The organism is Arthrobacter sp. MDT2-3 (genome assembly GCF_059090465.1).
The window spans coordinates 452,915-477,965 of record NZ_JBNHFS010000004.1 but is presented as its reverse complement, the minus strand read 5'-3'; the positions used below and the strand labels follow the sequence as shown (position 1 = coordinate 477,965).

Here is a 25,051-nt window from a genome sequence, read left to right as displayed (position 1 = left end):
AGCAGCTATGTCTACGCACACTGACACCGCATTCGAATCCTTCGAAGCAGACTGGCAGGAATGGCACTCGGCCCATGAACGCCACCGGGCACACCCCCACGGCTTCCTGGCCGTCACCCACCTGCACTGGCTGGGCCCCGAGCCCGCCGCCCTGGACGGAGTGCCCGGAACCTGGAGCGCCGCCAACGACGTCGTCACCGTGGTCCTGGAGCCCGGCGAGATACTGGAACTGGAGCAGCAGGCCCTCCCGCCAGGGGAAACGGTCATCGGTCCCATCGCTGAACGCGGCGGCCTGAACCTCAGCTCCGGGCAAACCGTCATTGAGCTTGCCAAGCGGGGCGGCGAGTACATCGTGAGGCCGCGGAATCCGGAAAACGGGCTGCTGCGCGACTACCAGGGCACACCGGCCTACTCACCGGATGCGGCGTACGCAGTCCGGGGAACCTATGTGCCGTTCGAGGTTCCCCGCCCCACCACGGTGGGTGCCGCCGTCGAGGGCATCCAGCATGTGTACGAGGCGCCGGGCGAGATCCGCTTCAAGCTTGCCGGCCAGGAACTGGCGCTGACAGCATTCAATGGGCACGCGCCGGGATCCCTGCTGGTGCTGTTCACGGATCAGACCTCCGGCCAAACCACCTACGCAGCCAACCGCTCCCTGTCGGTGGTGCCGGCCGCGGACGGCTCAGTGGAGCTCGACTTCAACCGGGCCGTGAACCTGCCGTGCGCCTATACCGACCTCGCCACCTGCCCGCTGCCGCCCGCAGAAAACAGGTTGCCGGTGCCCATCGAAGCCGGCGAGAAGATCCCCTACGAACGTCAGGACCAGCAGTGAGCACCCCGGAAAAGAACACCTCAGAAGCGGGGCGGGCCGGTTTCCTGGCGATCGAGCTCGACGGCGCCGGATGGGACGGCGGGGACTTCGCAACACCCGCCGAAGCCGTCCTGGCCGCTGAATCCGCAGGGTTCCACGCGGCCACGTTCATTGACGCACCGGCTTCGGGCCGGACCAACGCCCTGCAGCGCGCCGCCTACGCCGGACCAATAACCCGGACCATCGCACTCGTTCCCGAAGTGGACACCGTCTACACCGAGCCGTTCCACGTCTCCACCCAGCTCGCGAGCCTGGACTACGTTTCCGGCGGCCGTGCCGGATGGATCGCAACCGCAGCGGAATCACCTGGGGCGGCGGCCGCCGTCGGGCGCAACAACGTCGCCGGCACCGCGCTGGCCCAGGAAGCCGCCGCTTCGATTGAGGTTTCCCGCCGGCTGTGGGACTCCTGGGAGGACGACGCCGTGATCCGTGACGTCGGAACGGGCCGCTATATCGATGTGGACAAGCTGTACTACGTCGATTTTGAAACCCCCGCCGAATTCGCTGGCAGCGGTTATTCAGTCAAGGGACCGTCCATCATTCCCAGGCCGCTGCAGGGGCAGCTGCCGGTGCTTGCCGCTTCAGCGTTGGTGGGCGAGGGGCAGGTTCCGGCGAACGACGTGGATGCCGTGCTCGTCACCGCACCGACGCCCGAATTGCTCGCCGCCGAAATCAGGGATGTCCGGAGCCGCCTGGGTGCGTCCGTGTCGGTCATCGCCGAGCTCGACGTCGTGCTTGACGCCCGCGGGCAGGCTGCGGCTGAGCGGGCGGCCGGTTCCGAAACCGGCCACGCACGCTACATCGGCACTGCTGCCGGCCTGGCGGACCTCCTTGAGCTGCTGCTGGCGGAGGCCGACGGCGTCCGCCTCCACCCGGCGTCGCTCGCCGTGGAACTGGACGAACTTTCACGGCTGGTCCTGCCCGAACTGAGGCGCCGCGGCGCGCTGCGGGCGCCGGTCCAGGACGGCACCTTCCGCGACCTGCTCGGGCTCCCGCGCCCGGCCAGCCGCTACCCAGATCCATCCCCGGCCACTGCTGCCGGAAACTAAGGGGAAGACCATGACACAGCACAGCGGTGCTCCAGCCGAAGTTTTTACGCCTACAGGCAAGCTGCAGTTCGGCGTCTTTTTCCAAGGCGTCAATTCCGGCACCATCTGGAAGGCGGCCGAGTCGGGCTCACAGACCGACTTCGAGTCTTTCCGCAGGATTGCCCAGACGGCCGAGCGCGGGCTGTTCGCCGCGTTCTTCCTGGGCGAAGGCCTTCGCCTGCGGGAACACCTCGGCAGGCCGCACGCCCTGGACGTGGTGGGCAGGCCGGATGCGCAGACCATGCTCGCCGCCCTTGCCTCCGTCACCAAGAACATCGGGCTGGTGGCCACCCAGAACACCACGTACAACGACCCCGCGGACCTGGCCCACCGGCTCTCGTCCCTCGACCTGATCTCCGGTGGCCGGGCCGCGTGGAACATTGTGACCACGGACAACGCCTGGACCGGTGCCAACTTCCGGCGCGGGGGATACCTGGACCACGCCGACCGCTACAAGCATGCGGAAGCCTTCGTGCAGACCGCCAAGCGCATCTGGGATTCCTGGGAGACCGCGGAAGGACCGGCGCGCCGGGTACTCCATGAAGGGCAGCACTACACAGTGGACGTGACGCCGCGGTTGCCTCGAAGTGCACAGTACCGGCCCGTGCTGTTCCAGGCGGGTGACTCTCCGGAAGGCCGGGACTTTGCCGCCCGCCAGGCGGACGTCATCTTCTCGGCCCATCCCAAGTTCGACGACGCAGTCGAGTTCCGCAAGGACCTCGTGGAACGGTCCCTGAAAGCGGGACGTGGCGCGAACGCCGTGCAGATCATGCCGGCCAGCGAGTTCATCCTCGCGCCCACCGCCGAAGAAGCGGTGGAGAAGAAGGAATGGGTCCGCGGCCTGCAGATCGGTCCGCAGCAGGCGGTGGCGTACCTGGAGCAGTTCTGGGGCCGTGAGCTCTCCGAATATGATCCCGACGGGCCCCTTCCGGAGATTGATCCCGTGGTGGAGGAAACCTCCGAGACCCGCGGCAGCGGCTTCCACGGAGCCAAAGCCAGGCAGCTGGCGGACCAGTGGCGGGCGGAGGCCAAGGACAAGGGCCTCTCGATCCGCCAGTTCGTCACCTCCCGGACAGCACGGGTGGACGCCACCTTCACGGGTTCCTACTCGGGAGTCGCCAGCCAGCTGGCTGAGTACGCGCGGGTTGGCGCGGTGGATGGCTTTAACATCTCCCCGTGGCTGATCCCCAGTGGCCTGGACGACATTGTGAACCACCTGGTGCCGGAGCTGCAGGAACGAGGCGTCTACCCCACGGACTACCCGGGCAGCACCCTGCGCGAAAACCTTGGGCTGCCGACGCCGGTGCGTGCTGATGAGGCGGTCCGCGCATCATGAGCGCGGCAGGCTATGGGGAAAGGGCCGACGACGGCACGGAGACTGCCGTCGTCGACCCTTCCCTAGGCAGCGTCAGGCTGCAGCTGACAGTATGGGAGCTGCAGCTCTAAGGTACTTTGACCTCCGCACCGTGGCTTTCCACCGGGCGTAGCCTGCGGTGCGGGGCCCGACGACGGATGTGCTGCGGAAGCCCTGCGCCCTGGCTGCGGCTATTGGTCCCGCGGCGGGGCGAACGCGATCTGCTCGGTGCGGGCAATACTTCTCTGGATGGCTGCCTTGTCTATGCCAAGAAGCGCCGTGAGCCACATGCCGTTTTGTACGACGACAATGTCGGCTGCCCGTTCCCTGCAGTGCTCCCACGGGAGCCCGGGGACGGCGTTGGAGACCAGTGAAGCGAGCCCGTCGAGGTAACGGTCAAAAGCTGCGGCATTGATCTCCGCATAGTCCTCATCGGCTTGCGCGAGGGCCCAAAGGTGCAGGCGCAGGGACAGGTACCGTGTGGTCAGCAGTTCGGCGCCCGCAACCCGCCGCAGGGCCTTGCGCAACTGTTCGTCTGGGGCCGACGAGGGGTCTGGTGCCACGAGTGCAAGGTCGTGCTCGTCTACCCGGTGCAGGGCCGCCCGGATCAGGCTGGCCTTGTCGTCGTAGTAATAGTTCACCAGCCCCAGCGCAACGCCGGCTTCGCGGGCAACAGCGCGCATACTCACCCCTGAGATACCGTGGCGGGACAGCAGATCGAGTGCCGCCTCGAGGATGCGCGACTGCCTGTCGACCTGTTCGCCGGAGTTCACGGTATTCGTCCCCATCTGGCCAGACTATGGCCAAACCTGCCCGGCGTGCACTTTCAGGGCGGGTGGAAGGGTGGATTAGGTCTTGGCGGTTACGGTGAGTCTTGCCCAACCCCCGCCGGGGCCCATCCCAGGGCGGGGCCCAATTTGCCGGCGATGTCGGTGAGGATCTGGAGGTAGTCCTCGTGGTCAAAGCTAAAGGGGAGTGCGAAGGCCACCTCATCCACTTCCTGGAATCCTGCGTGTGCGTACAGCTGCTCGGCAATTTCATCGCTGGTGCCGATGAGGTCCGGGGCGAACATCATGCCTTTTGGCCCCTGCGGCGCCCGTGTGCGGGGAGTGCGTTCATCGACGTACCGCTGGTACTTCTCCCGCTGTAGTGGTGACGCCGAATCGGTGGGGATGACCACCAGGCCCTGCGACACCCGGGCCGGTCCATGTACTTGGGCTGACGTTGCGGCGGCCTCACGGAAGGCACGAATCTGCGATTGCTGAACGCGGGCAAAGTCCGGTTCCTGATCCGCTTCGGGGAAGATCACACTGCTGGAGAGCAGATTGAAACCGTTCGCCCCGGCCCAGACGGCCGACTTCCTGCTGCCTGCCCCATACCAAAGGCGAGTCCGCAGGCCCGGCGAGTGCGGCTCGACGCGGTCGGAGAATTCCTCGACCACACCCTGCCTGCCCGAAAAGTCCCGCACCCTTTCCCCTGCGATAAGGCGTGCAAGCCGGTCCACGCGGTCGTAGCTGAAGTCCTCAAGCTCTGAGGTGCCCGGGTACAGCTCGTGCTTCACCGTGTCGTAGTGCATCGGTTCGCCCACGCTCAGCCCAGGATTGATGCGTCCCCCGGCAAGCAGATCCACGGTGGCCAGGTCTTCGGCCAGGCGTAATGGGTTTTCCCAGCCCAGCGGTGTCACAGCGGTTCCAAGCTCAATCCGGGAGGTGCGCTGGCTGGCGGCGGCCATCACCGCAATGGGGGAGGAGATTCCGAACTGCAGATGGCGGTGGCGCAGCCAGGCGCTGTCGAATCCAAGCCGCTCGCCACGTTCGATGATCTGCAAAGTAGATTCGTGGCCCGAGGCGGGATCTGCCGGATCGAACAGGCCAATAGTGAGGAATCCAAGCTTGCGCAAGGGATGTGTGGGGTGGGGCATGGGGCTCCTTCAGCATCGGGGGCGGCTCCTTCTCAGAATATGCGGCCTGACGTGACTGGTCTTCGGGCGATGAGGGTCGGGGCCAGCCCGGCGGCCAGCCCGGCTGGTGGCTCCTCGCGACGCGCCAAAACGTGAAGGATCCCCGCCTTGCTAAAGCGAGGCGGGGATCCATTCGTCGGCAGGCTTCCCTACTTTTTGGGCAGGCCTGCCGGGTTCAGTTCGGACTTCTGGATGGCCTCTGATGAGAGGCCCCAGCGGTCCAGGATCTTGGCGTACGTGCCGTTTTCAATCAGCTCATTGAGTGCGGCCTGTGCTGCTACCGCCAGGCCGTTGTCCTTCTTGGTGGTGAAGGCGATTTGCGCGGTCAGCGGCCACCCGCCGTTGAGGGTGCCAACCTGCTTGCTCTTCCCGTCCAGCGCGGCCTTGTAGGCAGACCCGGCATTGGGGCCGAACGTCAGGTCCGCGCGGCCGGACTGCAGGGCCAGCGTGGAGGCGGAGTCGTCGTCGTAATACTGGAACTCGACCGGCTTCAGGCCGTTCTTCTTGTTCTCCTCGTCCCAGCGCACCAGGATGGCTTCCTGGTTGGTGCCGGAGCCAACGATGATGCGCTTGCCCGCAACATCCTTGGCCTCCTTGATCTCGGCGATGTCCGAATCGCTTTTAGCGTAGAAGCCCAGGAGGTCGTTCCGGTAGGTGGAGAAGTCGAACTTTTCCTTGCGGGCTTCGGTGACAGTCACGTTGGACAGCACGGCTTCGTACTTCGCGGACTCAATGCCCAGGGGCCAGTCGGCCCAAGCCACGGGAAGGACCTCGACCTCCAGTCCGAGCGTCTCCCCCACCGCATAAGCGATGTCCACCTCGCTGCCGATCAGGGTCTTGTTGTCCGTGGCAAAGGTGCTGAGCGGCGCCGTGCCGCCAGTGCTGACAACCGTGAGCTTGCCGTCGGCTTTGATGGCATCGGGAACAAGTGCGGCGGCTTCGGAGTCGACGGAAACCTTGAAACGGTCCTGCTCAGGGGACAGATTGAAGGTCTTGCCTGCCGCCGTGGTGGAGGATACTGACGTCGGTGCTGTCGCCGCCGTCGCGCCCGGGTCGGAGCACGCTGCCAGCCCCAGCAGCGCGGTGATGGTGAGGGCGGCGGCAGCAGCAGGTTTCGCCTTGAAAATGGTCATTTGTCCTCCTTGGAGGTGGGTAGCGGATGCATCGGAGTGTGCTCGTTGCAGCAACTATCCGGCAGCCCGAGCAGGGGAATCAAAGGCGCTGAAACCCGGAGATACGGGGAGTAACGGCAGGTCACGGGAGGACCGCGGCGGTCACATTCGGAGCGAGTGCTGAACCGAAACCAAGTGGTGCCAGTCGGGGGCGGCATCAGAAGACGAGTACTTAAAGGCCAAAGACAGGTGGGGCATTACGCGTGTGCCCGTCCTCCGCCCGCCCGTACGGTTGGTCCAGGCAGCGGCCCGGGTGGGCCGCTTATTGGTCTCAACAGGAGTTCACATGCGCACTGCAGCGTCAAAGTCTGCCCTTTCCCGCCGTCTCGCCGCAGCTGTTGTGCTGCCAGGACTGCTCACCACCAGCCTTGTGCTGGTCCAGCCGGCGGTTGCAGCGACAACGTCCGTAACAGGTATGTGCAATGGCGTGGTGAACCAGTTGGCGCACCGGGGTGCCGTGCAGGAGAACCTGCTGAAGAACGCGGCCAAGAAGAATGCGGACGCGATCGCTGTGCTGCAGGCGGACAGGGCGAAGCTCCAATCCTCTGCAGACTCGCTCACGACTCAGGTTGCGGCAGCAGAGAAGGAATTGGCCAACCTTTCAGACCAGGAGAAGCAGCTCGTCGGTCAGGAATCCGCGGCGCAGGCCGAGGTGGACAAGCTGACCTCTGAGCAGGAGAACACAACGGCTGCCGTGAAGGCTGCCACGGCTGACCTCGCCGACCTGCAGGGCCAGCAGGCAAAGGTGGCAAGCGAGCTGGCGCCACTGCAGGACGAACTGGCAACAGCAGAGTCCGAATCTGCGAACCTCAAAATTACGCTCGCTGACCTTAAGGCAGAGCAGGCCGCGAACACTAAGTCCCTTGACGCCGCCAGGACGCAGCTTGACGAGCTGCAGGAGGCAGCGTCCGATGCCGCCTCCGCTGTTGCGGCCAAGGTCGTTGTAATTCAGCAAGCCACGGCCGACCTTACCGCGCTGAATATCGCGGCAGCGCAGGCGGCCGACGACGTGGCCGCCGCCCAGCAGGCAGTCAATGATGCCGACGCCCAGCTGCAAGCGCTTGAGGCGACTGGAACTGCCGCCGCAGCAGAGTTGCAGGCCCAGCAGGCCGAGGTCGACGCCGCGAAGGAGACGCTGGCCGGGATGCAGCGCGATGCCGCCGCCGCCGACGCCGCCGTCACGACGAAGAAGGACCAGATTACCGCTGCCCAGGCTCAGCTCACGGCCCTGCAGTCGGCGGCCTCAGCGGCCAAGGCAGCCCTCAACGCCAAGAATGACGCGATTACGACAGCCCAGACAGCTTTGGAAGCCCTCCAGGCCACTGCGGCGACGGCAGCGAAAGCCGTCAGCGACAACGCCGCCAAGATCACTGCGGTCAAGGCTGACCTCATCGCCCTGCAGGGACAGATTTCGGCGCTGAACAGTGAGATTTCAACGAAGCAGGCGCAGTTGGCGACCGCCCAGAGCGTGCTGGCCACCCTGACTGCGAAAAAGGAGGCCCTGATAAAGCAGATCGCTGACCTGACCAAGCAGATCGATGCGATCAACGGCAACTCCATCGCAAAGCGTCAGTTGGAAGCACAGCGCGACGCGGCCAAGGCCCAGTTGACGTCAGTGAACAGCGAGATCGCGGACAAGAACACGATCATTTCAGGTCTCCAGGGCAACCTGGCTGCACTCCAGACACAGGTGACTACCCTTAACGCTCAGTTGCTCACAAAGCAGCAGGAAAGCAGCGCGTTGCAGAAGAATGTTCAGCCCTTCCAAGCTTCGCTCGATGCCGCCAACCTCGCCGTATCAACCAAGCAAGAGGACATTGCAGCACTTAATGCCCAGGTGCCCGCGCTCCAAGCTGGAGTGAATCAGGCCAACGCCGCGGTTACCTCCAAGCAGACCGAGCTGAGCGCCCTGCAGGGCCAACTCCCGGCACTGGAACAGGCTGCGACTGCGGCAACCGATGCCGTCGCTGCCCAGGAGAAAGTGGTGGCAGACCTCAACGCAACCTTGTCGAACCTGACAGAAAACGTCGAGAAGGCCCAGCAGGACATCGCGGACCAGAAAGCGGTTTTGGAGTCCAAGACGCAGGCGTTGACCCAGGCGCAGGATGCGCTGACTGCAGCTAACAGGGCGGCCGAAACCAAGACGTCGGAGATCTCCACCCTGCAGGACGAGCGCGAGGGACTGCAGGCAACCTTGGACGCGGCCAACCAGGCAGTCACGGACACGACGACGGATGTTGAGGAGCTAAACCGGCTCGGAGATGGCCTGGTATCCAAGATCACGGCACTCAACGAGCAGATCGCCGACAAAGAAGCTGCTGTTCTTGCCCTGCATGCACGGGTGAAGCCGCTGCTGGACCAGCTCAACAGCTTGAATGGTCAGATCAGCGAGGTTGAATCAAAACTCGCCGCACTTCAGTTGCAGCTGACGAGCCTCGATCCGCAGCTCGTAGCCGCCCAAAAGAAACTGGCGGATCTTCAGGCGCAGAAGAAGCAGAACAATGACGGCATCAAGCTACAAAGGGACGTGGTAGCCGATCTTCAGTCGAAGCTTGCGGATGTCCAGAAGCAGATTTCGGCGATCGATCCCACCATCGCGAACGGGGGCTGCGCGGTCTAGCCACTAGGCGACGGCACCCAAGGATGTCCCAAGAGGAAGTGGCCCGGTCAGCGAGACCGGGCCACTTCTTTGTCAGAATCAGCGGGTGGGACAGCTCCCCTCCGAAGTTACTGGCCTGGGGCTTCGAGCTCCGCGTAGGTATCGGCGTCGAGCGTGATGCCCGCAGCGGCCATGTTCTCCTCAAGGTGCTTCACGGAGCCAGTACCGGGGATGGGCATCATCACGGGGGAGCGGCGCAGCAGCCAGGCCAGTGCCACCTGCGAGGTGGTGGCATCCAGCCGCTTCGCGGCCTCGTCCAGCGGCCCGCCCGGCTGCGCAAGCTCGCCCGCCGAGATAGGCGCCCAGGGGATAAAGCCGATCCCGTTCTCCTCGGAGTACCGCAGCACATCCTCGGAGCTCCGGTCCGTCAGGTTGTAGCGGTTCTGGACAGTGGAAACGGTGAAGTGCTTGCCGGCTGCTTCCAGTTCCTCCACGCTCACCTGCGAGAGGCCCAGCGCCCGGACTTTGCCCTCGTCCTGGAGTTCGCGGAGCACGCCAAACTGCTCTTCAGCATCCACCTTCGGATCGATCCGGTGCAGCTGCAGCAGGTCCAGGGTGTCCACCTTAAGCTTTCGCAGGCTCAGCTCGGTCTGCTGGCGCAGATATTCCGGGCGGCCAACGGGAATCCACTTGCCGGGGCCCGTCCGCGTGAAGCCCACTTTCGTGGCGATCTTCAGCCCTTCCTTGTACGGGTGCAGTGCCTCGGCCAGGATTTCCTCGCTGATGTTCGGCCCGTAAGAGTCTGCGGTATCGATGAAGTCCACACCGAGTTCAACGGCGCGGCGCACCACGTCCATGGCGGTGCGGCGGTCAGCGGGTTCGCCCCAGACGCCGTCGCCCACGATGCGCATGGCACCGAAGCCGAGCCGGTGCACGGTCCCGAGGTCCTTCAGGTCAATCGTTGCGGACAGTTCCAACTGTTTCGTTGTCTCTAGGCTCATAGGGGCGGCAACCTCATCAGCCTGCTGAGTATTCCGAACGTCACAGAAATAAGCCGGCCGCCGCCGTCGTTATGCAGTAAGTGCCCGCCGCGACCCGGCCGGCACATCCCTGCGAAACGTTTTGAAAGGTCGGCTCCCACCGTGGCACTTCCCCTCTCCATCCTTGACCTGGCAACCATCGGTAAGGGCCAGACGGCGGCAGAGAGTTTGGCGGGCAGCGTTGCCATGGCGCAGAGCGCCGAGAAGCTTGGCTACAGGCGGGTCTGGTACGCCGAGCACCACAACATGTCCTCCATCGCCTCCTCCGCCACCAGCGTCCTGATCGCCCACGTTGCCGCACACACCGAAAGCATCCGGCTCGGCGCCGGCGGCGTGATGCTGCCCAACCACTCGCCGCTGACCATCGCGGAGCAGTTCGGCACCCTGGAAACCCTGCACCCAGGGCGGATCGACCTGGGTCTTGGCCGTGCGCCCGGGAGCGACCAGAACACCATGCGCGCGCTGCGCCGTGACCCGATGTCCGCCGACAGCTTCCCGCAGGACGTCCTGGAGCTCCAGGGCTACCTCACCGGGCCCACCCGGATCCAAGGGGTGGAAGCAACGCCGGGCAAGGGCACCAACGTCCCGCTGTACATCCTGGGCTCGTCCCTATTCGGCGCGCGCCTCGCCGCCCAGCTTGGCCTGCCGTACGCGTTCGCCTCGCATTTTGCCCCCAACGCGCTGCAGGATGCGGTGGCCCTTTACCGCCGTGAGTTCAAGCCCTCGGCACAGCTGGATGCTCCGCACGTCATCGCGGGCGTGAACGTCATTGCCGCCGACTCTGCCTCTGAGGCGCAGGCCATGCTGCAGGAGACCAAGCGCGCCAGGGTCTCCCTGTTCTTCGGCGGCGGCCGCGAGTTCACGGACGACGAAGCGGACATGATCCTCGACTCACCGCAGGGCCAGCACGTCTCGCAGATGATGACCTACTCTGCGGTGGGTACGCCCGACGTAGTGATGGACTACCTGGACGAATTCGGCAGGCACGCCGACGCCGACGAACTCATCGTGGCGCACCAAAGCACGGGCACCGACGCGCGGCTGCGGTCCGTGGAACTCCTCGCTGAAGTGGCGGGCCTGGCCCGCGTGTAGCAGCTGGCGGTGGTCCGCGTCGGACTTCTCCACATGCGGACTTTTACACATACGCAATGATGGGGACTTTTGGGGGAAACCGCCCGGGCGGACCATGAGGAATGCCCCCTTCGGAGTTCCCTGCGGAACTCCGGGGAGGGGCACCACCCGATAGCCGTGGGCCATCCCTCGGCTGCCTTCCCGGGTGCGTCCTGCAAAGGGGTGCACGAATGGCGATGCCGTTGAACCAGAGCGTGGCGGATTCCGCGCTTCTAACCCGGTCCCTTCCGTTGGGGCTGCTCCGATCCTTCGTCCGGTCCGACGCAGCCGACGACGGGCTGACGCCCACCCTGATGGCGGAACTCAAGGTCCTCGCCCGGGTTCCGGGGCTGCTGGTGGCCTGCAATTATGGCGGAACGCTGTGCGATGCCGAGGGGATCTCCACCGAAACCCTCCCGCTGGGCAGCGCAGCAATCGCCCTGCGCGCCCTGGCTGCGCTGCCCAACACCCATGCCGCCGTCATCTCCGGCCGCTCCCTCCGTGACCTGGCGGCCGTGTCCCGCCTGCCCGCGGAGGTGCACCTCATTGGCTCGCACGGCGCTGAATCGGATATGGAGTTTGCCCACGTCCAGCCCCTGGCCACGGAAGCGGTCCTGCAGAAAGTCAGTGCAGCAGTCACTGAGGCGGTGGGCTTCCACAAGGGAGTCTGGATCGAGCGTAAGCCTGTGGCCGTTTCGATCCACACCCGCCCCGCCGCCGCAGAAGTGGTGGAGGCGGTCACGGAAACTGCCCGGGAGATTGCCCGTGAGCACGGGCTGTTCTTCATCGTGGACGGGTCCGTCCTGGATCTCTCCGTCGTGGAACCGGCCAAGGCCGAGGCGCTGGAAAATCTCCGGTCGCGGCTTGGCGCGAGTGCTGCCATCTACGCCGGGGACGCTTACAGCGATGAGCTTGCCATCGCCACACTGCGGGGGCCGGACATGGGCCTGCGGGTAGGGCCGGGGGAGACAGGCGCTTCACACCGGCTGCGCGACCCGGAGTGCTTTGCCCGCGTGCTTGCCATCCTGTTCGAACTCCGGCGGGCGTGGCTGTTCGGCGAGGACGCCGTGGGGCTTGAACGGCATTCGATGATCGGGAACGGATCGTCCACAGCCCTCGTCACCCCCGACGCCCGGATCTGCTGGATGAGCCATCCTCTGCCTGACTCCGGATCGCTCTTTGCCCACATCCTTGGCGGGGACGCGGCCGGACACTTTTCTGTTGAGCCCGTCAAAGCCTCCCAGGTGCTGGGCCAGCGTTACGTGGACAGCACCATGATCGTGGAAACCCGCTGGGCCGATGTTACGGTCACGGACTACCTGGAACCGGCCCCCGAGGGCATCACCAGCCTTGTCCGCGTGCTCTCAGGAAGCGGTGCGGCGAGGATCGTGTTTGCGCCCCGCCCCGATTACGCCAACGCTCCCTTCAGCATGGAGGCGCGCGGTGACGGGCTGCACGTGGTGGGAACCTCCGACCCCATCGTTCTCTTCGCCCCGGGCGTGACGTTTGCCATTGCCTCGGATGGCCGGCATGGCACGGCCACAGCCGCCGTCAACCTGCAGGACGGTCCAATAGTGCTCAACCTGAGGTGCGGTGACACGGAGCATCAACCCGTGGACCCCGGCGGCGAAACCGAGCGGCGGGCCGGCGTGGCGCTCCACTCGCGCAGCTGGGTGCAGCGCCTCGACCTGCCCAGCGTCAAGCCATCCCTGGTGCGCCGGTCCGCCTTGGTCCTCCGCGCACTGGTCCACGAGCCCACCGGCGCGGTGCTGGCTGCGCCCACCACATCATTGCCGGAAGGCATCGGCGGCACCCGCAACTGGGACTACCGGTACTGCTGGCTGCGGGACGGCTCCATGACGGTCAACGCGCTGGTGGACCTTGGTTCCACACAGGAAGCAGTGGGTTTCCTGGGCTGGCTCGGGCGGATCCTGGAGCACGCCCCCGGCCCGGAGTGGCTGCATCCCCTTTACTCGGTCACCGGCGCGCCACTCTCGACAGAAGCGGTCATCGACAGCCTCCCCGGCTATGCCGGCTCCCGCCCTGTCCGGATCGGCAATGCCGCCGACCACCAGGTCCAGCTGGACGTGTTCGGCCCCATCGCGGAACTGATCCACGCTCTCAGTGAGAGGGAAGCGGCCCTGAGCGACGGCCACTGGGAGCTGATGGTCCAGATGGCCTCGGCAGTGCTGGCCCGCTGGCAGGAACCGGACCACGGCATCTGGGAAGCCCGGCGGGCTCCCCGGCACCACGTGTTCACCAAGGTGATGTGCTGGGTGACCCTTGACCGGGCCCTGCGGACCGCGGCCCGGCACGGACGCAGATCCGAACCGGCATGGGAAGCCACGGCCACAGCCATCCGGGAAGAGGTGCTGACGGAAGGCTGGGACGAGTCCGCATCCTCCTATACCGTGGCTTACGACAGTCCGGACCTGGATGCGGCCGTCCTGCACATCGGCCTCTCAGGCCTGCTCGACGTCACCGACCAGCGCTTCCTGGATACCGTTACGGCCGTGGAACGGGAGCTGCGGGTGGGACCCACCGTTTTCCGGTACAGGTACGACGACGGCCTGCCGGGTTTGGAGGGCGGTTTCCACATCTGCACCACCTGGCTGATCGAGGCGTACGTCGCGGTGGGGAGGATTGAGGAGGCCTGGGACCTCTTTGACCAGTTGGTGAACCTCTTCGGCCCCACGGGCCTGCTGCCGGAGGAATACGACCCCGGCACGGAAACCCACTTGGGGAACCACCCGCAGGCATACTCGCACCTGGGTTTCATCCGCTGTGCCCGGCTCCTCGACGGGCACCAACACAGAAGGTAGTCGCGGTTCCGCTTCGGTCCCTAGAGTGGAGTTGACAGGGAAACAGGCAAACAGGGACCGAAACGAGACATATGACTACGCGAGCCCAAGGAGTGGGGTTCCGTTCAGAGCGGGGCCCCATTCTCATGGCACTGATGCTGTCCACCGGACTGGTTGCCATTGATTCCACCATCGTTGCCACCGCAGTCCCTTCGATTGTTCGCGACGTGGGCGGGTTCGAATCCTTCCCCTGGCTCTTTTCTGCGTACCTGCTGGCCCAGGCCGTCTCGGTGCCCATCTACGGAAAGCTTTCGGACATGGTTGGCCGCAAGCCGATCATCCTGGCAGGCATCGGTTTGTTCCTGCTCGGTTCAATCCTCTGCGGGATCGCCTGGAGCATGCCCGCCCTCATCGCTTTCCGGGCGCTGCAGGGCCTCGGCGCGGGAGCCGTGCTGCCGGTGTCCATCACCATCGCCGGTGATATCTACTCAGTTGAAGAGCGGGCCAAAGTCCAGGGCTACCTGGCCAGTGTGTGGGCGGTCTCCTCAGTGGTGGGTCCCAGCCTGGGCGGCATCTTCTCCTCGCTGGGGATCTGGCGCGGCATCTTCCTGGTCAACGTTCCGCTGTGCCTGTTGGCAGGGTGGATGCTGCTCCGGACCCTGCACGAAAACGTCGAGCGCGCCAAGCACAGCGTGGACTACGCCGGCGCTGCGCTCCTGGCAGGCTCGCTTACCCTGCTGATCCTTGGGGCCCTCCAGGGCGGACAGGCATGGGCATGGAACTCACCGGTTGGTATCGGCGTCTTCGCCGTAGGTGCCGCCCTCCTGGTCCTGTTCCTCCTGGTGGAGCGGCGGGCCGCGGAGCCAGTCCTACCAACCTGGGTGGTGTCGCGGCGGCTGCTGGGTACCACTGCGTTGGTGTCCTTCGGCGTCGGAGCAGTCATGATCGGACTGACCTCGTATGTGCCCACGTTCCTCGAAGGGGCCCTGTCCACCTCGCCGTTGATTGCCGGCCTGGCGCTCGCAGCGCTGACCCTCGGCTGGCCGATCAGCGCCTCGCAGGCGGGGCGGCTCTACCTGCGGATAGGGTTCAAACCCACAGCCCTGATCGGAATTGCCGTCACAGTGGCAGGCCTTCTGGTCCTTGCCCTAACTTCGGCCACTCCCAACGTGGCGCTGATTGCCACCAGCTGCTTCGTCGTCGGACTCGGCCTGGGCTTGGTGGCCACCCCGACCCTTATCGCTGCCCAGTCCAGCGTGGAATGGAATGAGCGCGGCGTCGTGACGAGCACCAATATGTTCGCGCGGTCCATTGGCAGCGCCCTCGGCGTGGCCGTGTTTGGTGCCATCGCGAACTCGGTGTACGCAACCACGGCAGGAGGCAGCGGTGAGGCGCCCGCCGTCGTCGCCGCTTCAGGGGCCGTCTTCCTGGCGGCGCTGGCCGCAGGCCTCCTCACTGTGGCGGCGGTGCTGTCAATGCCCGCGGTCAAGGCGAACACGGGAAAGCAGGCCGCGGGGAAGCCCGCCCAAGCCGAGCCGGTCGCCAGCGGGGCCGAAGACGGTCAGGAGCGCTAAAGGCTAGCGGGATGCGCGGAAGATCTCCGGCGCAGGCCGAGTGCCGGTGGCGAGGTCGGCAAGGATGCGGCCAACGACGGGAGTGAACTTAAACCCGTGTCCGGAGAATCCTGCGCCTATGACCACGGGGCCAATCCGGTCCAGGATGAAGTCCTCATCGGGGGTGGTGGTGTACGTGCAGCTGATGGCCTCGAATGAATCGGCGTCAACGCCGGGCAGCCACGCCCGGGCGTAATCCTGCAGGGCGGCGAGCTGTACGGGTTCCGGCTGGAAGGATCGCCGGTCCGGGTCCACTACCGGGCCCACGCCGTGCCACCCGGCCTTGATCCCCTCGCCTGGAGTCTGCATGCCATAGACGGGGGAGTACCAGCTCTTGTACTCCGCGCCCGCGCCGGGCATGTGGTTGAACCCCGGCCACCGGGCGCCCGCATCCGCCACCCGGAAGTGCGCCGGCTGCTCTTGGGTGACCCGCAGCTTCGGAATCCTCAGCTGGGTACTTCCCGAGGCGCCGGCCAGGAGTTTTTGAGTCCAGCCGCCGGCGGTGACCACCACCTGGGCGGCGGTGACCACTTCGGTGCCCGCGCCGGACTCAAAGGTGAGCCGGACGCCGTCGTCCATCACCTTCAGCTCCACCACTTTGGTGTGATGCCGCATCTCGGCGCCGCGGGCCACCGCGAGCCGCTGGAAGGCGGGCAGGGCCGCCTCCGGGTTGAGCTGGCCGCCGTCGGGCATATGGAGTACCTGCTGGTCGAAACGGATGCCGCGCCAGCGCTCGCCAGCCGCCGCCGGGGACAGGAACTCGGCGCGAATACCGGCCTGGTTCAGCGCATCGGCGACCTCCGGAAGCCGGGGATCGGGGCCGTGGCTGACGATTCCCGTTCGGGCCAGCAGCTTTTCGCCGCTGTCCTGTTCCAATTCGTCCCACAGGCTCAAACCTTCGGCCAGCATGGCCACGTATTCCGGCCGGTGGTAGCCGGGGTTTAGGTTGCGCGTGGCCCCGTGCGAGGCACCGATCTTGTGTCCCGGCCCGAACTGCTCCACCAGCGTTACCTGGCGGCCGCGGCGGGACAACGCCCATGCCGCAGCCGAACCCATGGCTCCGCCGCCAATCACCACGGTGTCCAGCATGTTCTCCATCAAACTCCCATCACGTCAGCAGCAGCGCTACGCCAATCATCGCCGGGACGGCCACCACGGTAGTAATCAGCACGGTGTCCTTGGCCACGGTGAGGCCCGTCTTGTAACGGCTGGCGGCCACAAAAACATTCTGCGCGGTGGGCAGTGCTGAAGTGACAACGACGGCAAACAGGATGTGGCCCTCCAGCCCCAGCGCGAAACGGGCAAAGACGTACGCAAGCGCTGGCTGGACCGCCAGTTTGAACGCGCTGGCCAGCAGGGTATCCACCCGCCGGGCGGTGGAGGCCTGAAGCGGGCGGGTGCCGTTAAGGCTCATGCCAAAGGCAATCAGCATGGCCGGAATCGCCGCACCACCGATCAGGTGGATGGGCTCCATAACCAGCGGCGGAACCTGCCAGCCCGTGCCTGCCACCAGCAGGCCCAGGGCGGACCCGACGATCATGGGGTTCTTGAGAATCATCACCGCAAAGCTCAGGGGAGTGGTGCGGTGCGAGCTGGTACTCGAGTCCAGGATCATCAGGAACAGCGGCGTGAAGAAGGCCAGTTGGAAGATCAGCAGCGGCGCCACGTAGCTCGCATCGCCCAGGACGTAGACGGCGATGGGGATGCCCAGGTTGGCGGAGTTCACCAAGGAGGCCGCCATCGAGGACATCAGGGACTCGGGAAGCGAGCGTTTCAGCCAGAACTTGGCGATGGCAAAGAAGAGTGCGGCCGTGGCGACGGCCGACACCGCGGCGACCAGCAGGGGAGCCGCAAAAACCTCGGCGAGGCGCGCCTTGCTCAGGGTTTCGAACAACAGCGCCGGGCTGGCCACAAAGAAGGTGAGGGAACTGAGGACCTGGCGGGCGTTGTCACCCAGTATCTTCTGCCGGCCCACGAACCAGCCCACCAGGATGATGCACCAGACCACAAAGAAGCCGGCAAGGACACCTAACAAGGGACAACCCGCTGGGAGTTGAACCGCTTGGAGTTAAATTGCAGGGCGCGGCGGCGGAGGGTACTGGGACACACGCTCCGGTTTAGAGGGAAGCGTTGTTAAGGGCAAAAGGGGGGCGGAGCAGCCCGGGCGTCAGTCCCTCGGCGGGGTCGTTACCCAGTTGGACAACGCGGTTGTTTCCGTCCACGTGGACCACCTTGGGCTCGTAGGCCTTCGCCTCTTCGGTGGTCATCTGTGCGTAGGTAATCAGAATGACAATGTCGTTTTCCTGCATCAGGTGGGCCGCAGCACCGTTGATGCCGATGACGCCGGAGCCGCGCTCGCCGGCAATCGTGTATGTTTCCAGCCTGGCGCCGTTGGTCACGTCCACGATGGACACCAGCTCGCCGGGAAGAATATCGGCAGCATCCAGGAGGTCCAGGTCGACGGTGACCGAACCTACGTAGTGCAGGTCGGCGTGCGTCACGGTGGCCCGGTGGATTTTGGACTTGAACATTGTTCGATTCATAACGGCATCAGTCTAGCGCCGGGGGCCATTCCGCGCAGTGACGCAGGGAACACCGCAGGCGGAAGTTGCAAACCGCGAAGTGAAGGGCCCGACGGCGGCCGGTCACCCGGCGTCGTCTGTCGCCACCGCCGCGGCGGCCGCGGCCAGCGTCTCCCTTGCTGCAAGGATGGCGGGCCGCTTGGCGCTGGAACGGCGCACTGACGTGAAGACTGTCCGGTGCGGTTTGCCCGGCAGCTCCAGCAGTTGGGCAGTGGTGCCGCGGTCTGTCCAGACCAGGTCCGGCATCAGGGCTACGGCGTTGCCGGACTCGATCAGCCGGATCTGCGCCTGCAGGTCGGCGGTTTCAAAGCGCACGTCCGGTTCAAACCCGGCGCTCCGGCAGGCCTGCTCCGCCCAGTGCCGCGATGCGGCTCCCCGCGGCTCCATAACCCAGGCGAGCTCTGCGGTGTCCGCCAGCGAGCTGATGGCGGGCCCGCCGTCGGACGCCGGTGGAACTGCCAGCCTGATCGCATCGGTGGTCAGCCGAACGCGGTCCAGCTCGGGGTAACGCGGGGCAGCGTGCCCCGGGTACTGTTCGGCGATGACAAGGTCGAAGTCCCGCGCCCAGGTCTCGTGCAGCGCGGTTTCCGGTTCGCGCTGGATCATCTCGATGCGGACCTCCGGGTAGGCTTTGGCCATCCTCGTCAGCGTTTCCGGCATCAGGGCAAGGGCCGCGGACTGGAAGACCGCGATCCGGACGGTCCCCGTGACAGTGGTCAGGGAAGCCGCGAGGTCGGCTTCGGCCTGTTCCATGGTCTGCAGCAGGCTCGCCGTGTGCGCCACCAGCACTTCAGCCTGCGGCGTGAGCTGCACCCGCCTGCCGGTCTTGCGGAGCAGCTCAACGCCTACTTCCTTCTCCAGCAGGGCAAGCTGCTGCGATACCGACGACGGGCTGTACTGCAGTGCCTCTGCCACCTCTGCAAGCGTTCCCCGGATGCTTAATTCCCGGAGCAACCGGAGCCTGCGCAGGTCAAGCATGGGGAATTCCTAACTGAAACTAACGAATATAGGTTAGAAGTAGTCACTTTATCTAATGCAAGCAGGCTTGCATACTGTTGGGACCGAGTTACCCCCGTCACAGCGCCTAACGGCGTGCCGCGGCGGGGTCGCACCCCAAGCAGGAGTTCCTGATGAGCACTAGAGATATGAGCCAGTCGATCATGAGGCGCAAGCCCATCGACGACATTGAGGAAGAAAACAAACACAGTGGCCTCTTTAAGTCACTCGGGCTGTGGCAGCTTACGGCTATCGGCGTAGGCGGCATCATCGGCGTCGGCATCTTCTCCCTTGCGGGACTGGTGGCAGCAGGAAGCGAAACCGCACCCGGGGTGGGGCCCGCGGTGCTGATTTCCTTCCTGGTGGCCGGCCTTGCTTCGGCGGCCGCGGCGCTGTCCTACGCAGAGTTCGCGGGCATGATTCCCCGCGCCGGCTCGGCGTACACCTACGGATATGTGGCGCTGGGCGAGATCATTGGCTGGTTCATCGGCTGGGACCTGCTGCTCGAATACATTGCCATCGTGGCCGTGGTGGCCATCGGCATTTCCGGTTACTTTGACGCTTTCCTCTCAGGCATCGGCATCAACATGCCCATCTGGATGACCTCCACCGCCGAGGAAGGCAGGGGTGGCATCGTGAACATCCCCGCCATCGTCGTGTGCCTCATCGTGACCTGGATCCTCTCCCGCGGCACCAAGGCGTTCGGCCGGTTCGAGCTCGTGGCGGTGGCCATCAAGGTCGTCCTGATCCTCTTCATTATTGGACTGGGCGTTTTCTACATCGACACCAACAACTACAACCCGTTTATGCCCAGCGGCTTCGGGCCCGTCCTTGCGGGTGCTGCCACTGTCTTCTTCGCCGTGTTCGGCTACGACGCCATGAGCACCGCGGCCGAAGAGGCCAAGGACGGCAAGAAGCACATGCCCAAGGCCATTATCCTTTCGCTGATCATTGCGATGCTCCTGTACGTGGCCGCCACACTGGTGCTGACCGGCATGCAGAACTACAAGGACATCGACCCCACCGCAGGCTTTGCTTCGGCCTTCACAGGTGTGGGCCTGCCGGTGATTGCCACCATCATCTCGGTGTTCGCCGTGTTGTCCATCCTCACCGTGATGCTGACCTTCCTCCTGGGTGTTACCCGCGTCTGGTTCTCCATGAGCCGCGACGGCCTGCTGCCCGGCTGGTTCTCCAAGACCGACCGCCACGGCACCCCGCAGCGCGTCACATGGATCGCCGGCGTGACGTCCGCCCTGCTGGCCGGGGTGTTCCCCATCAAGGCCGTTGCTGACCTCACGAACATCGGCATCCTGGCCGCGTTCGTCGTCGTCTGTTTCTCTGTGATCGTGTTCCGCTACAAGAAGCCGGATGCTCCCCGGTCCTTCCGCCTGCCCCTGATGCCGGTCATCCCGGCCTTCGGTGTGCTGGCCTCGGCGTTCCTGATGTTCCAGCTGCACTGGGAAACCTGGGCCCGCTTCGGTGTCTGGCTTGTTATTGGCCTGGCCATCTACTTCTTCTATGGCAAGAAGAACTCCCTGATGAACCCGAACAGCCCGCGGCACGACGAGATCGTGGAGATGCACCGGCCTGTCGGCTGACCCTCTCCGGGACGCTCTCCCACTTAATGTCGCTTGAACCCGGACGCTCTATCACCTTCCTCTGGAGGTGATAGAGCGTTTCCGTTTTTCCCGCATTAAGTGAGAGAGGGTGGCCTAAATGGTGCGGTAAGTGATGGGGCGTCTGAGGAGGGGTGCGGGGCCACGTTTGAGCGCTCTGAACCTTTGGGTTTTCTAACCTGTATTGCTTAGAAAAGATCGCTTTATCTTACGTGACAGGAAGCTCATACTGGTGGGTAAGACCTCCTCGAACCACAGGAAAGAACGAGAAAAGCCATGACCCACATTGCAATGGAACCGGCAGTTGCAACCAGAACTACGCCACGGACCGTCGACGTCGATGTGCCCCAGGCGAAGGCGCTGGCCAGCGAAGCGGTAGCGCTGGTCCGCCACTGGCTGACCGAGGCATCCAAGGTTCCCGTGGATGCTTCCGCCCAGCAACTTGCAGGGGTGCTGAAGGACCCCAATGGGCTCGAGTTCACCGTTGGCTTCGTGGACGGCGTGGTCCGTCCCGAGGACCTGAACGTGGCCGCGCGGAACCTCGCCGCGCTCGCACCCAAGGTCCCCGCGTTCCTGCCCTGGTACATGCGCCGCGCGGTGCAGCTGGGCGGGACCATGGCTCCGGTGATGCCGCAGGTTGTTATCCCCATTGCCCGCAAGGTGCTGCGCGAAATGGTGGGCCACCTGATCGTTGACGCCACCGACGCCAAGCTCGGCCCCGCAATCGCGAAGATCCGCAAGGACGGCATCAAGCTCAACGTCAACCTCCTCGGCGAAGCCGTCCTCGGCGAGCACGAGGCCTCCCGCCGGCTCGAGGGCACGCACACCCTGCTGGCCCGCCCCGACGTCGACTACGTCTCCATCAAGGTGTCCTCCACCGTCGCCCCGCACTCCGCCTGGGCCTTCGATGAAGCCGTTGAACACGTCGTCGAGAAGCTGACCCCGCTGTTCCAGCGCGCCGCCTCCTTCGCCGGCAACGGTAAGAAGGCCAAGTTCATCAACCTGGACATGGAGGAGTACAAGGACCTGGACATGACCATCGCGGTCTTCACCAGGATCCTGGACAAGCGAGAGTTCAAGGACCTCGAAGCCGGCATCGTGCTCCAGGCCTACCTCCCGGACGCCCTGTCCGCCATGATCCGCCTGCAGGACTGGGCGGCCGAACGCCGTGCCAACGGTGGCGCCGCCATCAAGGTCCGCGTGGTCAAGGGTGCCAACCTGCCCATGGAGCAGGTGGAGTCCTCGCTGCACGACTGGCCGCTGGCAACCTGGGGCAGCAAGCAGGATTCAGATACCAGCTACAAGAGCGTCATCAACTACTCCCTTCACCCGGACCGGATCCAGAACATCCGGATCGGCGTGGCCGGCCACAACCTGTTCGACATCGCCTTCGCCTGGCTCCTGGCAAAGCAGCGCGGCGTTGAAACCGGCATCGAATTCGAGATGCTGCTGGGCATGGCGCAGGGCCAGGCCGAAGCCGTCAAGAAGGACGTCGGCTCGCTGCTGCTCTACACCCCCGTGGTGCACCCGGCCGAGTTCGACGTCGCCATCGCCTACCTGATTCGCCGCCTCGAAGAGGGCGCGAGCCAGGACAACTTCATGTCTGCGGTGTTCGAGCTGAGCGAAAACGAGGTCCTGTTCGAGCGTGAGAAGCAGCGCTTCCTCGCCTCGCTTGCGGCGTTGGACAACAGCGTTCCCCCGGCCAACCGCCAGCAAAACCGCAACCTGCCGCCGGTTCCGATGCCCCATGAAGGCTTTGGGAACACCCCGGACACGGATCCCTCCCTGCCGGCCAACCGCGACTGGGGCCGGGCCATCCTGGGACGCGTCCCGTCCTCCACGCTCGGCAACGCCTCCGTGGAAGCCGCCTTCATTAAGGATGAGGCAAAGCTGAACGCGGCCATCACCACCGCCGTCGAAAAGGGCAAGGCCTGGGGCGAACTCTCCGGCGCCGAGCGCGCGGAGATCCTGCACCGCGCCGGCGACGTCCTGGAGGCCCGTCGCGCCGACCTGCTTGAGGTCATGGCCAGCGAGACCGGCAAAACCATCGACCAGGGCGACCCCGAAGTCAGCGAAGCCGTGGACTTTGCCCACTACTACGCCGAGTCGGCCCGGAAGCTGGATGAGGTCGACGGCGCCACGTTCGTCCCGGCCAAACTCACCGTGGTCACGCCGCCGTGGAATTTCCCGGTCGCGATTCCGGCAGGATCCACCCTGGCGGCACTCGCCGCCGGCTCCGCCGTCGTCATCAAGCCTGCCAAGCAGGCCGCCCGCAGCGGCGCCGTGATGATCGAGGCCCTGTGGGAAGCGGGCGTGCCGCGCGACGTCCTCACCATGGTGCAGCTTGGTGAGCGGGAGCTCGGCAAGCAGCTGATTTCGCACCCGGCCGTTGACCGGGTGATCCTCACCGGCGGTTACGAGACCGCCGAATTGTTCCGGTCCTTCCGCCAGGACTTGCCCCTGCTGGCGGAGACCAGCGGCAAGAACGCCATCATCGTCACCCCCAGCGCGGACCTGGATCTCGCAGCCAAGGACGTGGCATACTCCGCGTTCGGCCACGCCGGCCAGAAATGCTCCGCGGCCTCACTGGTGATCCTGGTGGGCTCGGTGGCCAAGTCCAAGCGGTTCCACAACCAGCTGATCGACGCCGTGACCTCCCTGAAGGTGGGCTACCCGGAGGATCCCACCAGCCAGATGGGGCCGATCATCGAGCCTGCCAACGGAAAACTCCTCAACGCCCTCACCACCCTGGGTGACGGGGAAAACTGGGCCGTGGAACCGAAGAAGCTGGATGACACCGGCCGGCTCTGGAGCCCAGGCGTGCGCTACGGCGTCAAGCGCGGTTCCTACTTCCACCTGACCGAATTCTTCGGCCCGGTGCTGGGTGTGATGACCGCTGAAACGCTGGAAGAGGCCATCGCCATCCAGAACCAGATCGAGTACGGCCTCACCGCAGGCCTGCACTCCCTGAACACGGCGGAGCTGGGTACTTGGCTGGAGACTATCCAGGCCGGAAACCTGTACGTGAACCGCGGCATCACCGGCGCCATCGTGCAGCGCCAGCCCTTCGGCGGCTGGAAGAAGTCAGCAGTCGGAGCCGGCACCAAGGCTGGCGGCCCCAACTACCTTGCCGGCCTGGGCGAGTGGACTTCCGCCGCGAGCACGGCGGATACGCCTGTGACCAATCCCGGTGTCGGGCGGATCATCAATGCAGCCGGTGCCGCGCTGGAACCTGCAGAACTCGAATCCGTCCAGCGCGCATTGGCCTCCGATGCTGAGGCCTGGGCCAGCGAGTTCGGTACGGCCAAGGACGTCTCCGGCCTCAGCGCGGAGCGCAACATTTTCCGCTACCGCAGCCTGCCCGTGACAATCCGCCTCTCGGGGGGCGCGCCTCTCGCACACCTCGTGCGGACCGTGGCAGCCGGCGTGCTGGCGGGCTCCGAGCTTACGGTGTCCACCGCAGCCGGGCTTCCTGCCCAACTGCGCGCGGTGCTCACCGCACTGGACATCGACGTCAAAGATGAGTCCGACGCCGAATGGCTGTCAACCGCCGGCCAGCTCGCCACTGCCGGCAGGCTTTCCGGAGCACGCATCCGCCTGATCGGCGGAGATGCTGCTGCCCTGGCGCACGCGACCGGCGGCCGGCCGGACCTTGCTGTCTACTCCCACCCGGTCACCGAGGCCGGCCGCGTGGAACTGCTGCCGTTCCTGCATGAGCAGGCTGTCAGCATCACGGCGCACCGCTTCGGCACGCCGAACCACCTCTCGGACGCGTTGATCTAGCTTTATTCGCAGGGGCACAGCAAAGGCCGGGCGGTCACCTTGACGGTGGCCACCCGGCCTTCTGCTGTACGGACTGGTTGGCTGTCCGCTAGCCGAGGTACCAGCCCGGCGGTGTCCATGTCACCGGCACGCTGTGAGCGGAAAACTCCTCGCAGCGGGTGCACGTATAGGCGACTTCGCCCAGGGCTGCAACAGCCCCGTCCCGCCGGTAGGTCGGGGGGATGTAGGACTCAAGGTAGATAAATTCATCAGTGCGGCACTTGTCGCAGGTGGGCTTGCCGACGTATCCGGAGTCCGTGGTGGCCAGTCCGGAGCCGAGGGTGGATTGGCGGGTGGCCAGTGGCCGCGCAGTGTTATGCGGGCGGGCATGTGAAGTGCTGAGGCGGGTGTTCTTGGCTGTCGTCATTGGCTGCCTGTCCCGAGCGCGCCACCTGCCGGGCAGGGCCGTGCTCGTATTGAAGAACGG

The 25,051-nt window shown here is 65.3% G+C and carries 18 protein-coding genes; 9 read left to right on the top strand and 9 right to left on the bottom strand.

Features of this window, described 5'->3' with window-relative positions; translation table 11 throughout:
- Positions 1-7: 7 nt before the first annotated feature.
- Genes AC5RUQ_RS14970 through AC5RUQ_RS14960 form a run of 3 tightly spaced genes read left to right on the top strand, consistent with a single transcriptional unit; the run spans position 8 to position 3,295 of the window.
- Positions 8-832: a DUF1684 domain-containing protein gene (locus tag AC5RUQ_RS14970; RefSeq protein WP_493948115.1), complete on the top strand. Its 825-nt coding sequence runs from the start codon at positions 8-10 to the stop codon at positions 830-832.
- A complete protein-coding gene (locus tag AC5RUQ_RS14965) occupies positions 829-1,920 on the top strand; it encodes an LLM class flavin-dependent oxidoreductase (protein ID WP_493948114.1) in 1,092 nt (363 codons plus the stop codon). The genes AC5RUQ_RS14970 and AC5RUQ_RS14965 overlap by 4 nt, the downstream gene beginning before the upstream one ends.
- A 10-nt stretch (positions 1,921-1,930) precedes the next feature.
- Complete coding sequence (locus AC5RUQ_RS14960; protein ID WP_493948113.1) at positions 1,931-3,295, top strand: NtaA/DmoA family FMN-dependent monooxygenase; 1,365 nt, start codon at positions 1,931-1,933, stop codon at positions 3,293-3,295.
- Between the two features lie 209 nt (positions 3,296-3,504).
- On the opposite strand, the gene AC5RUQ_RS14955 is transcribed toward AC5RUQ_RS14960, so the two are convergent.
- From AC5RUQ_RS14955 to AC5RUQ_RS14945, 3 genes are all read right to left on the bottom strand, one after another.
- A complete protein-coding gene (locus tag AC5RUQ_RS14955; protein WP_493948112.1) occupies positions 3,505-4,101 on the bottom strand; it encodes a TetR/AcrR family transcriptional regulator in 597 nt (198 codons plus the stop codon).
- Between the two features lie 74 nt (positions 4,102-4,175).
- Positions 4,176-5,234 carry an LLM class flavin-dependent oxidoreductase gene (locus AC5RUQ_RS14950; protein WP_493948110.1) on the bottom strand — a complete coding sequence of 353 codons (1,059 nt, stop codon included), beginning with the start codon at positions 5,232-5,234 and terminating at the stop codon, positions 4,176-4,178.
- Between the two features lie 188 nt (positions 5,235-5,422).
- Positions 5,423-6,406 carry an ABC transporter substrate-binding protein gene (locus AC5RUQ_RS14945; RefSeq protein ID WP_493948109.1) on the bottom strand — a complete coding sequence of 328 codons (984 nt, stop codon included), beginning with the start codon at positions 6,404-6,406 and terminating at the stop codon, positions 5,423-5,425.
- Between the two features lie 325 nt (positions 6,407-6,731).
- On the opposite strand from AC5RUQ_RS14945, the gene AC5RUQ_RS14940 reads away from it, so the two are divergent.
- Complete coding sequence (locus tag AC5RUQ_RS14940; RefSeq protein ID WP_493948108.1) at positions 6,732-9,065, top strand: coiled-coil domain-containing protein; 2,334 nt, start codon at positions 6,732-6,734, stop codon at positions 9,063-9,065.
- A 107-nt stretch (positions 9,066-9,172) separates the two neighbouring features.
- Here the strand turns inward: AC5RUQ_RS14940 and AC5RUQ_RS14935 are convergent, their stop codons facing one another.
- The gene (locus tag AC5RUQ_RS14935) at positions 9,173-10,045 is read right to left on the bottom strand and encodes an aldo/keto reductase (protein WP_493948107.1); all 873 of its coding nucleotides are present in this window, start codon (positions 10,043-10,045) and stop codon (positions 9,173-9,175) included.
- A gap of 141 nt (positions 10,046-10,186) precedes the next feature.
- On the opposite strand from AC5RUQ_RS14935, the gene AC5RUQ_RS14930 reads away from it, so the two are divergent.
- The 3 genes from AC5RUQ_RS14930 (at position 10,187) to AC5RUQ_RS14920 (ending at position 15,569) form a co-directional block, all read left to right on the top strand.
- On the top strand, positions 10,187-11,176 hold the full coding sequence (locus AC5RUQ_RS14930) for an LLM class flavin-dependent oxidoreductase (protein ID WP_493948106.1): 990 nt from the start codon (positions 10,187-10,189) through the stop codon (positions 11,174-11,176).
- 209 nt (positions 11,177-11,385) lie between these two features.
- Positions 11,386-14,016, top strand: a complete 2,631-nt coding sequence (locus AC5RUQ_RS14925) for a trehalase-like domain-containing protein (RefSeq protein ID WP_493948104.1) — start codon at positions 11,386-11,388, stop codon at positions 14,014-14,016.
- 71 nt (positions 14,017-14,087) lie between these two features.
- Entirely contained in the window at positions 14,088-15,569 is a 1,482-nt protein-coding gene (locus AC5RUQ_RS14920; protein ID WP_493948102.1) for an MFS transporter, read from the top strand.
- Between the two features lie 3 nt (positions 15,570-15,572).
- Here AC5RUQ_RS14920 and AC5RUQ_RS14915 read toward each other — a convergent pair whose 3' ends face one another.
- The 4 genes from AC5RUQ_RS14915 to AC5RUQ_RS14900 all read right to left on the bottom strand — a co-directional run bounded on the left by AC5RUQ_RS14915 (position 15,573) and on the right by AC5RUQ_RS14900 (position 19,168).
- Positions 15,573-16,706: an FAD-dependent oxidoreductase gene (locus tag AC5RUQ_RS14915; RefSeq protein ID WP_493948101.1), complete on the bottom strand. Its 1,134-nt coding sequence runs from the start codon at positions 16,704-16,706 to the stop codon at positions 15,573-15,575.
- A 10-nt stretch (positions 16,707-16,716) separates the two neighbouring features.
- Complete coding sequence (locus AC5RUQ_RS14910) at positions 16,717-17,643, bottom strand: AEC family transporter (protein ID WP_493948100.1); 927 nt, start codon at positions 17,641-17,643, stop codon at positions 16,717-16,719.
- Between the two features lie 82 nt (positions 17,644-17,725).
- Positions 17,726-18,151: an aspartate 1-decarboxylase gene (gene panD / locus AC5RUQ_RS14905; protein ID WP_493948098.1), complete on the bottom strand. Its 426-nt coding sequence runs from the start codon at positions 18,149-18,151 to the stop codon at positions 17,726-17,728.
- Between the two features lie 102 nt (positions 18,152-18,253).
- Complete coding sequence (locus tag AC5RUQ_RS14900) at positions 18,254-19,168, bottom strand: LysR substrate-binding domain-containing protein (protein WP_493948097.1); 915 nt, start codon at positions 19,166-19,168, stop codon at positions 18,254-18,256.
- Between the two features lie 152 nt (positions 19,169-19,320).
- Here AC5RUQ_RS14900 and AC5RUQ_RS14895 point away from each other — a divergent pair, with 152 nt between their 5' ends.
- Positions 19,321-20,784 carry an amino acid permease gene (locus tag AC5RUQ_RS14895; RefSeq protein WP_493948096.1) on the top strand — a complete coding sequence of 488 codons (1,464 nt, stop codon included), beginning with the start codon at positions 19,321-19,323 and terminating at the stop codon, positions 20,782-20,784.
- Between the two features lie 294 nt (positions 20,785-21,078).
- Positions 21,079-24,585, top strand: coding sequence for a bifunctional proline dehydrogenase/L-glutamate gamma-semialdehyde dehydrogenase (locus AC5RUQ_RS14890; protein WP_493948094.1), 3,507 nt, complete (start codon positions 21,079-21,081; stop codon positions 24,583-24,585).
- Between the two features lie 88 nt (positions 24,586-24,673).
- Here AC5RUQ_RS14890 and AC5RUQ_RS14885 read toward each other — a convergent pair whose 3' ends face one another.
- Entirely contained in the window at positions 24,674-24,991 is a 318-nt protein-coding gene (locus AC5RUQ_RS14885; RefSeq protein ID WP_493948092.1) for a hypothetical protein, read from the bottom strand.
- Positions 24,992-25,051: the final 60 nt, after the last annotated feature.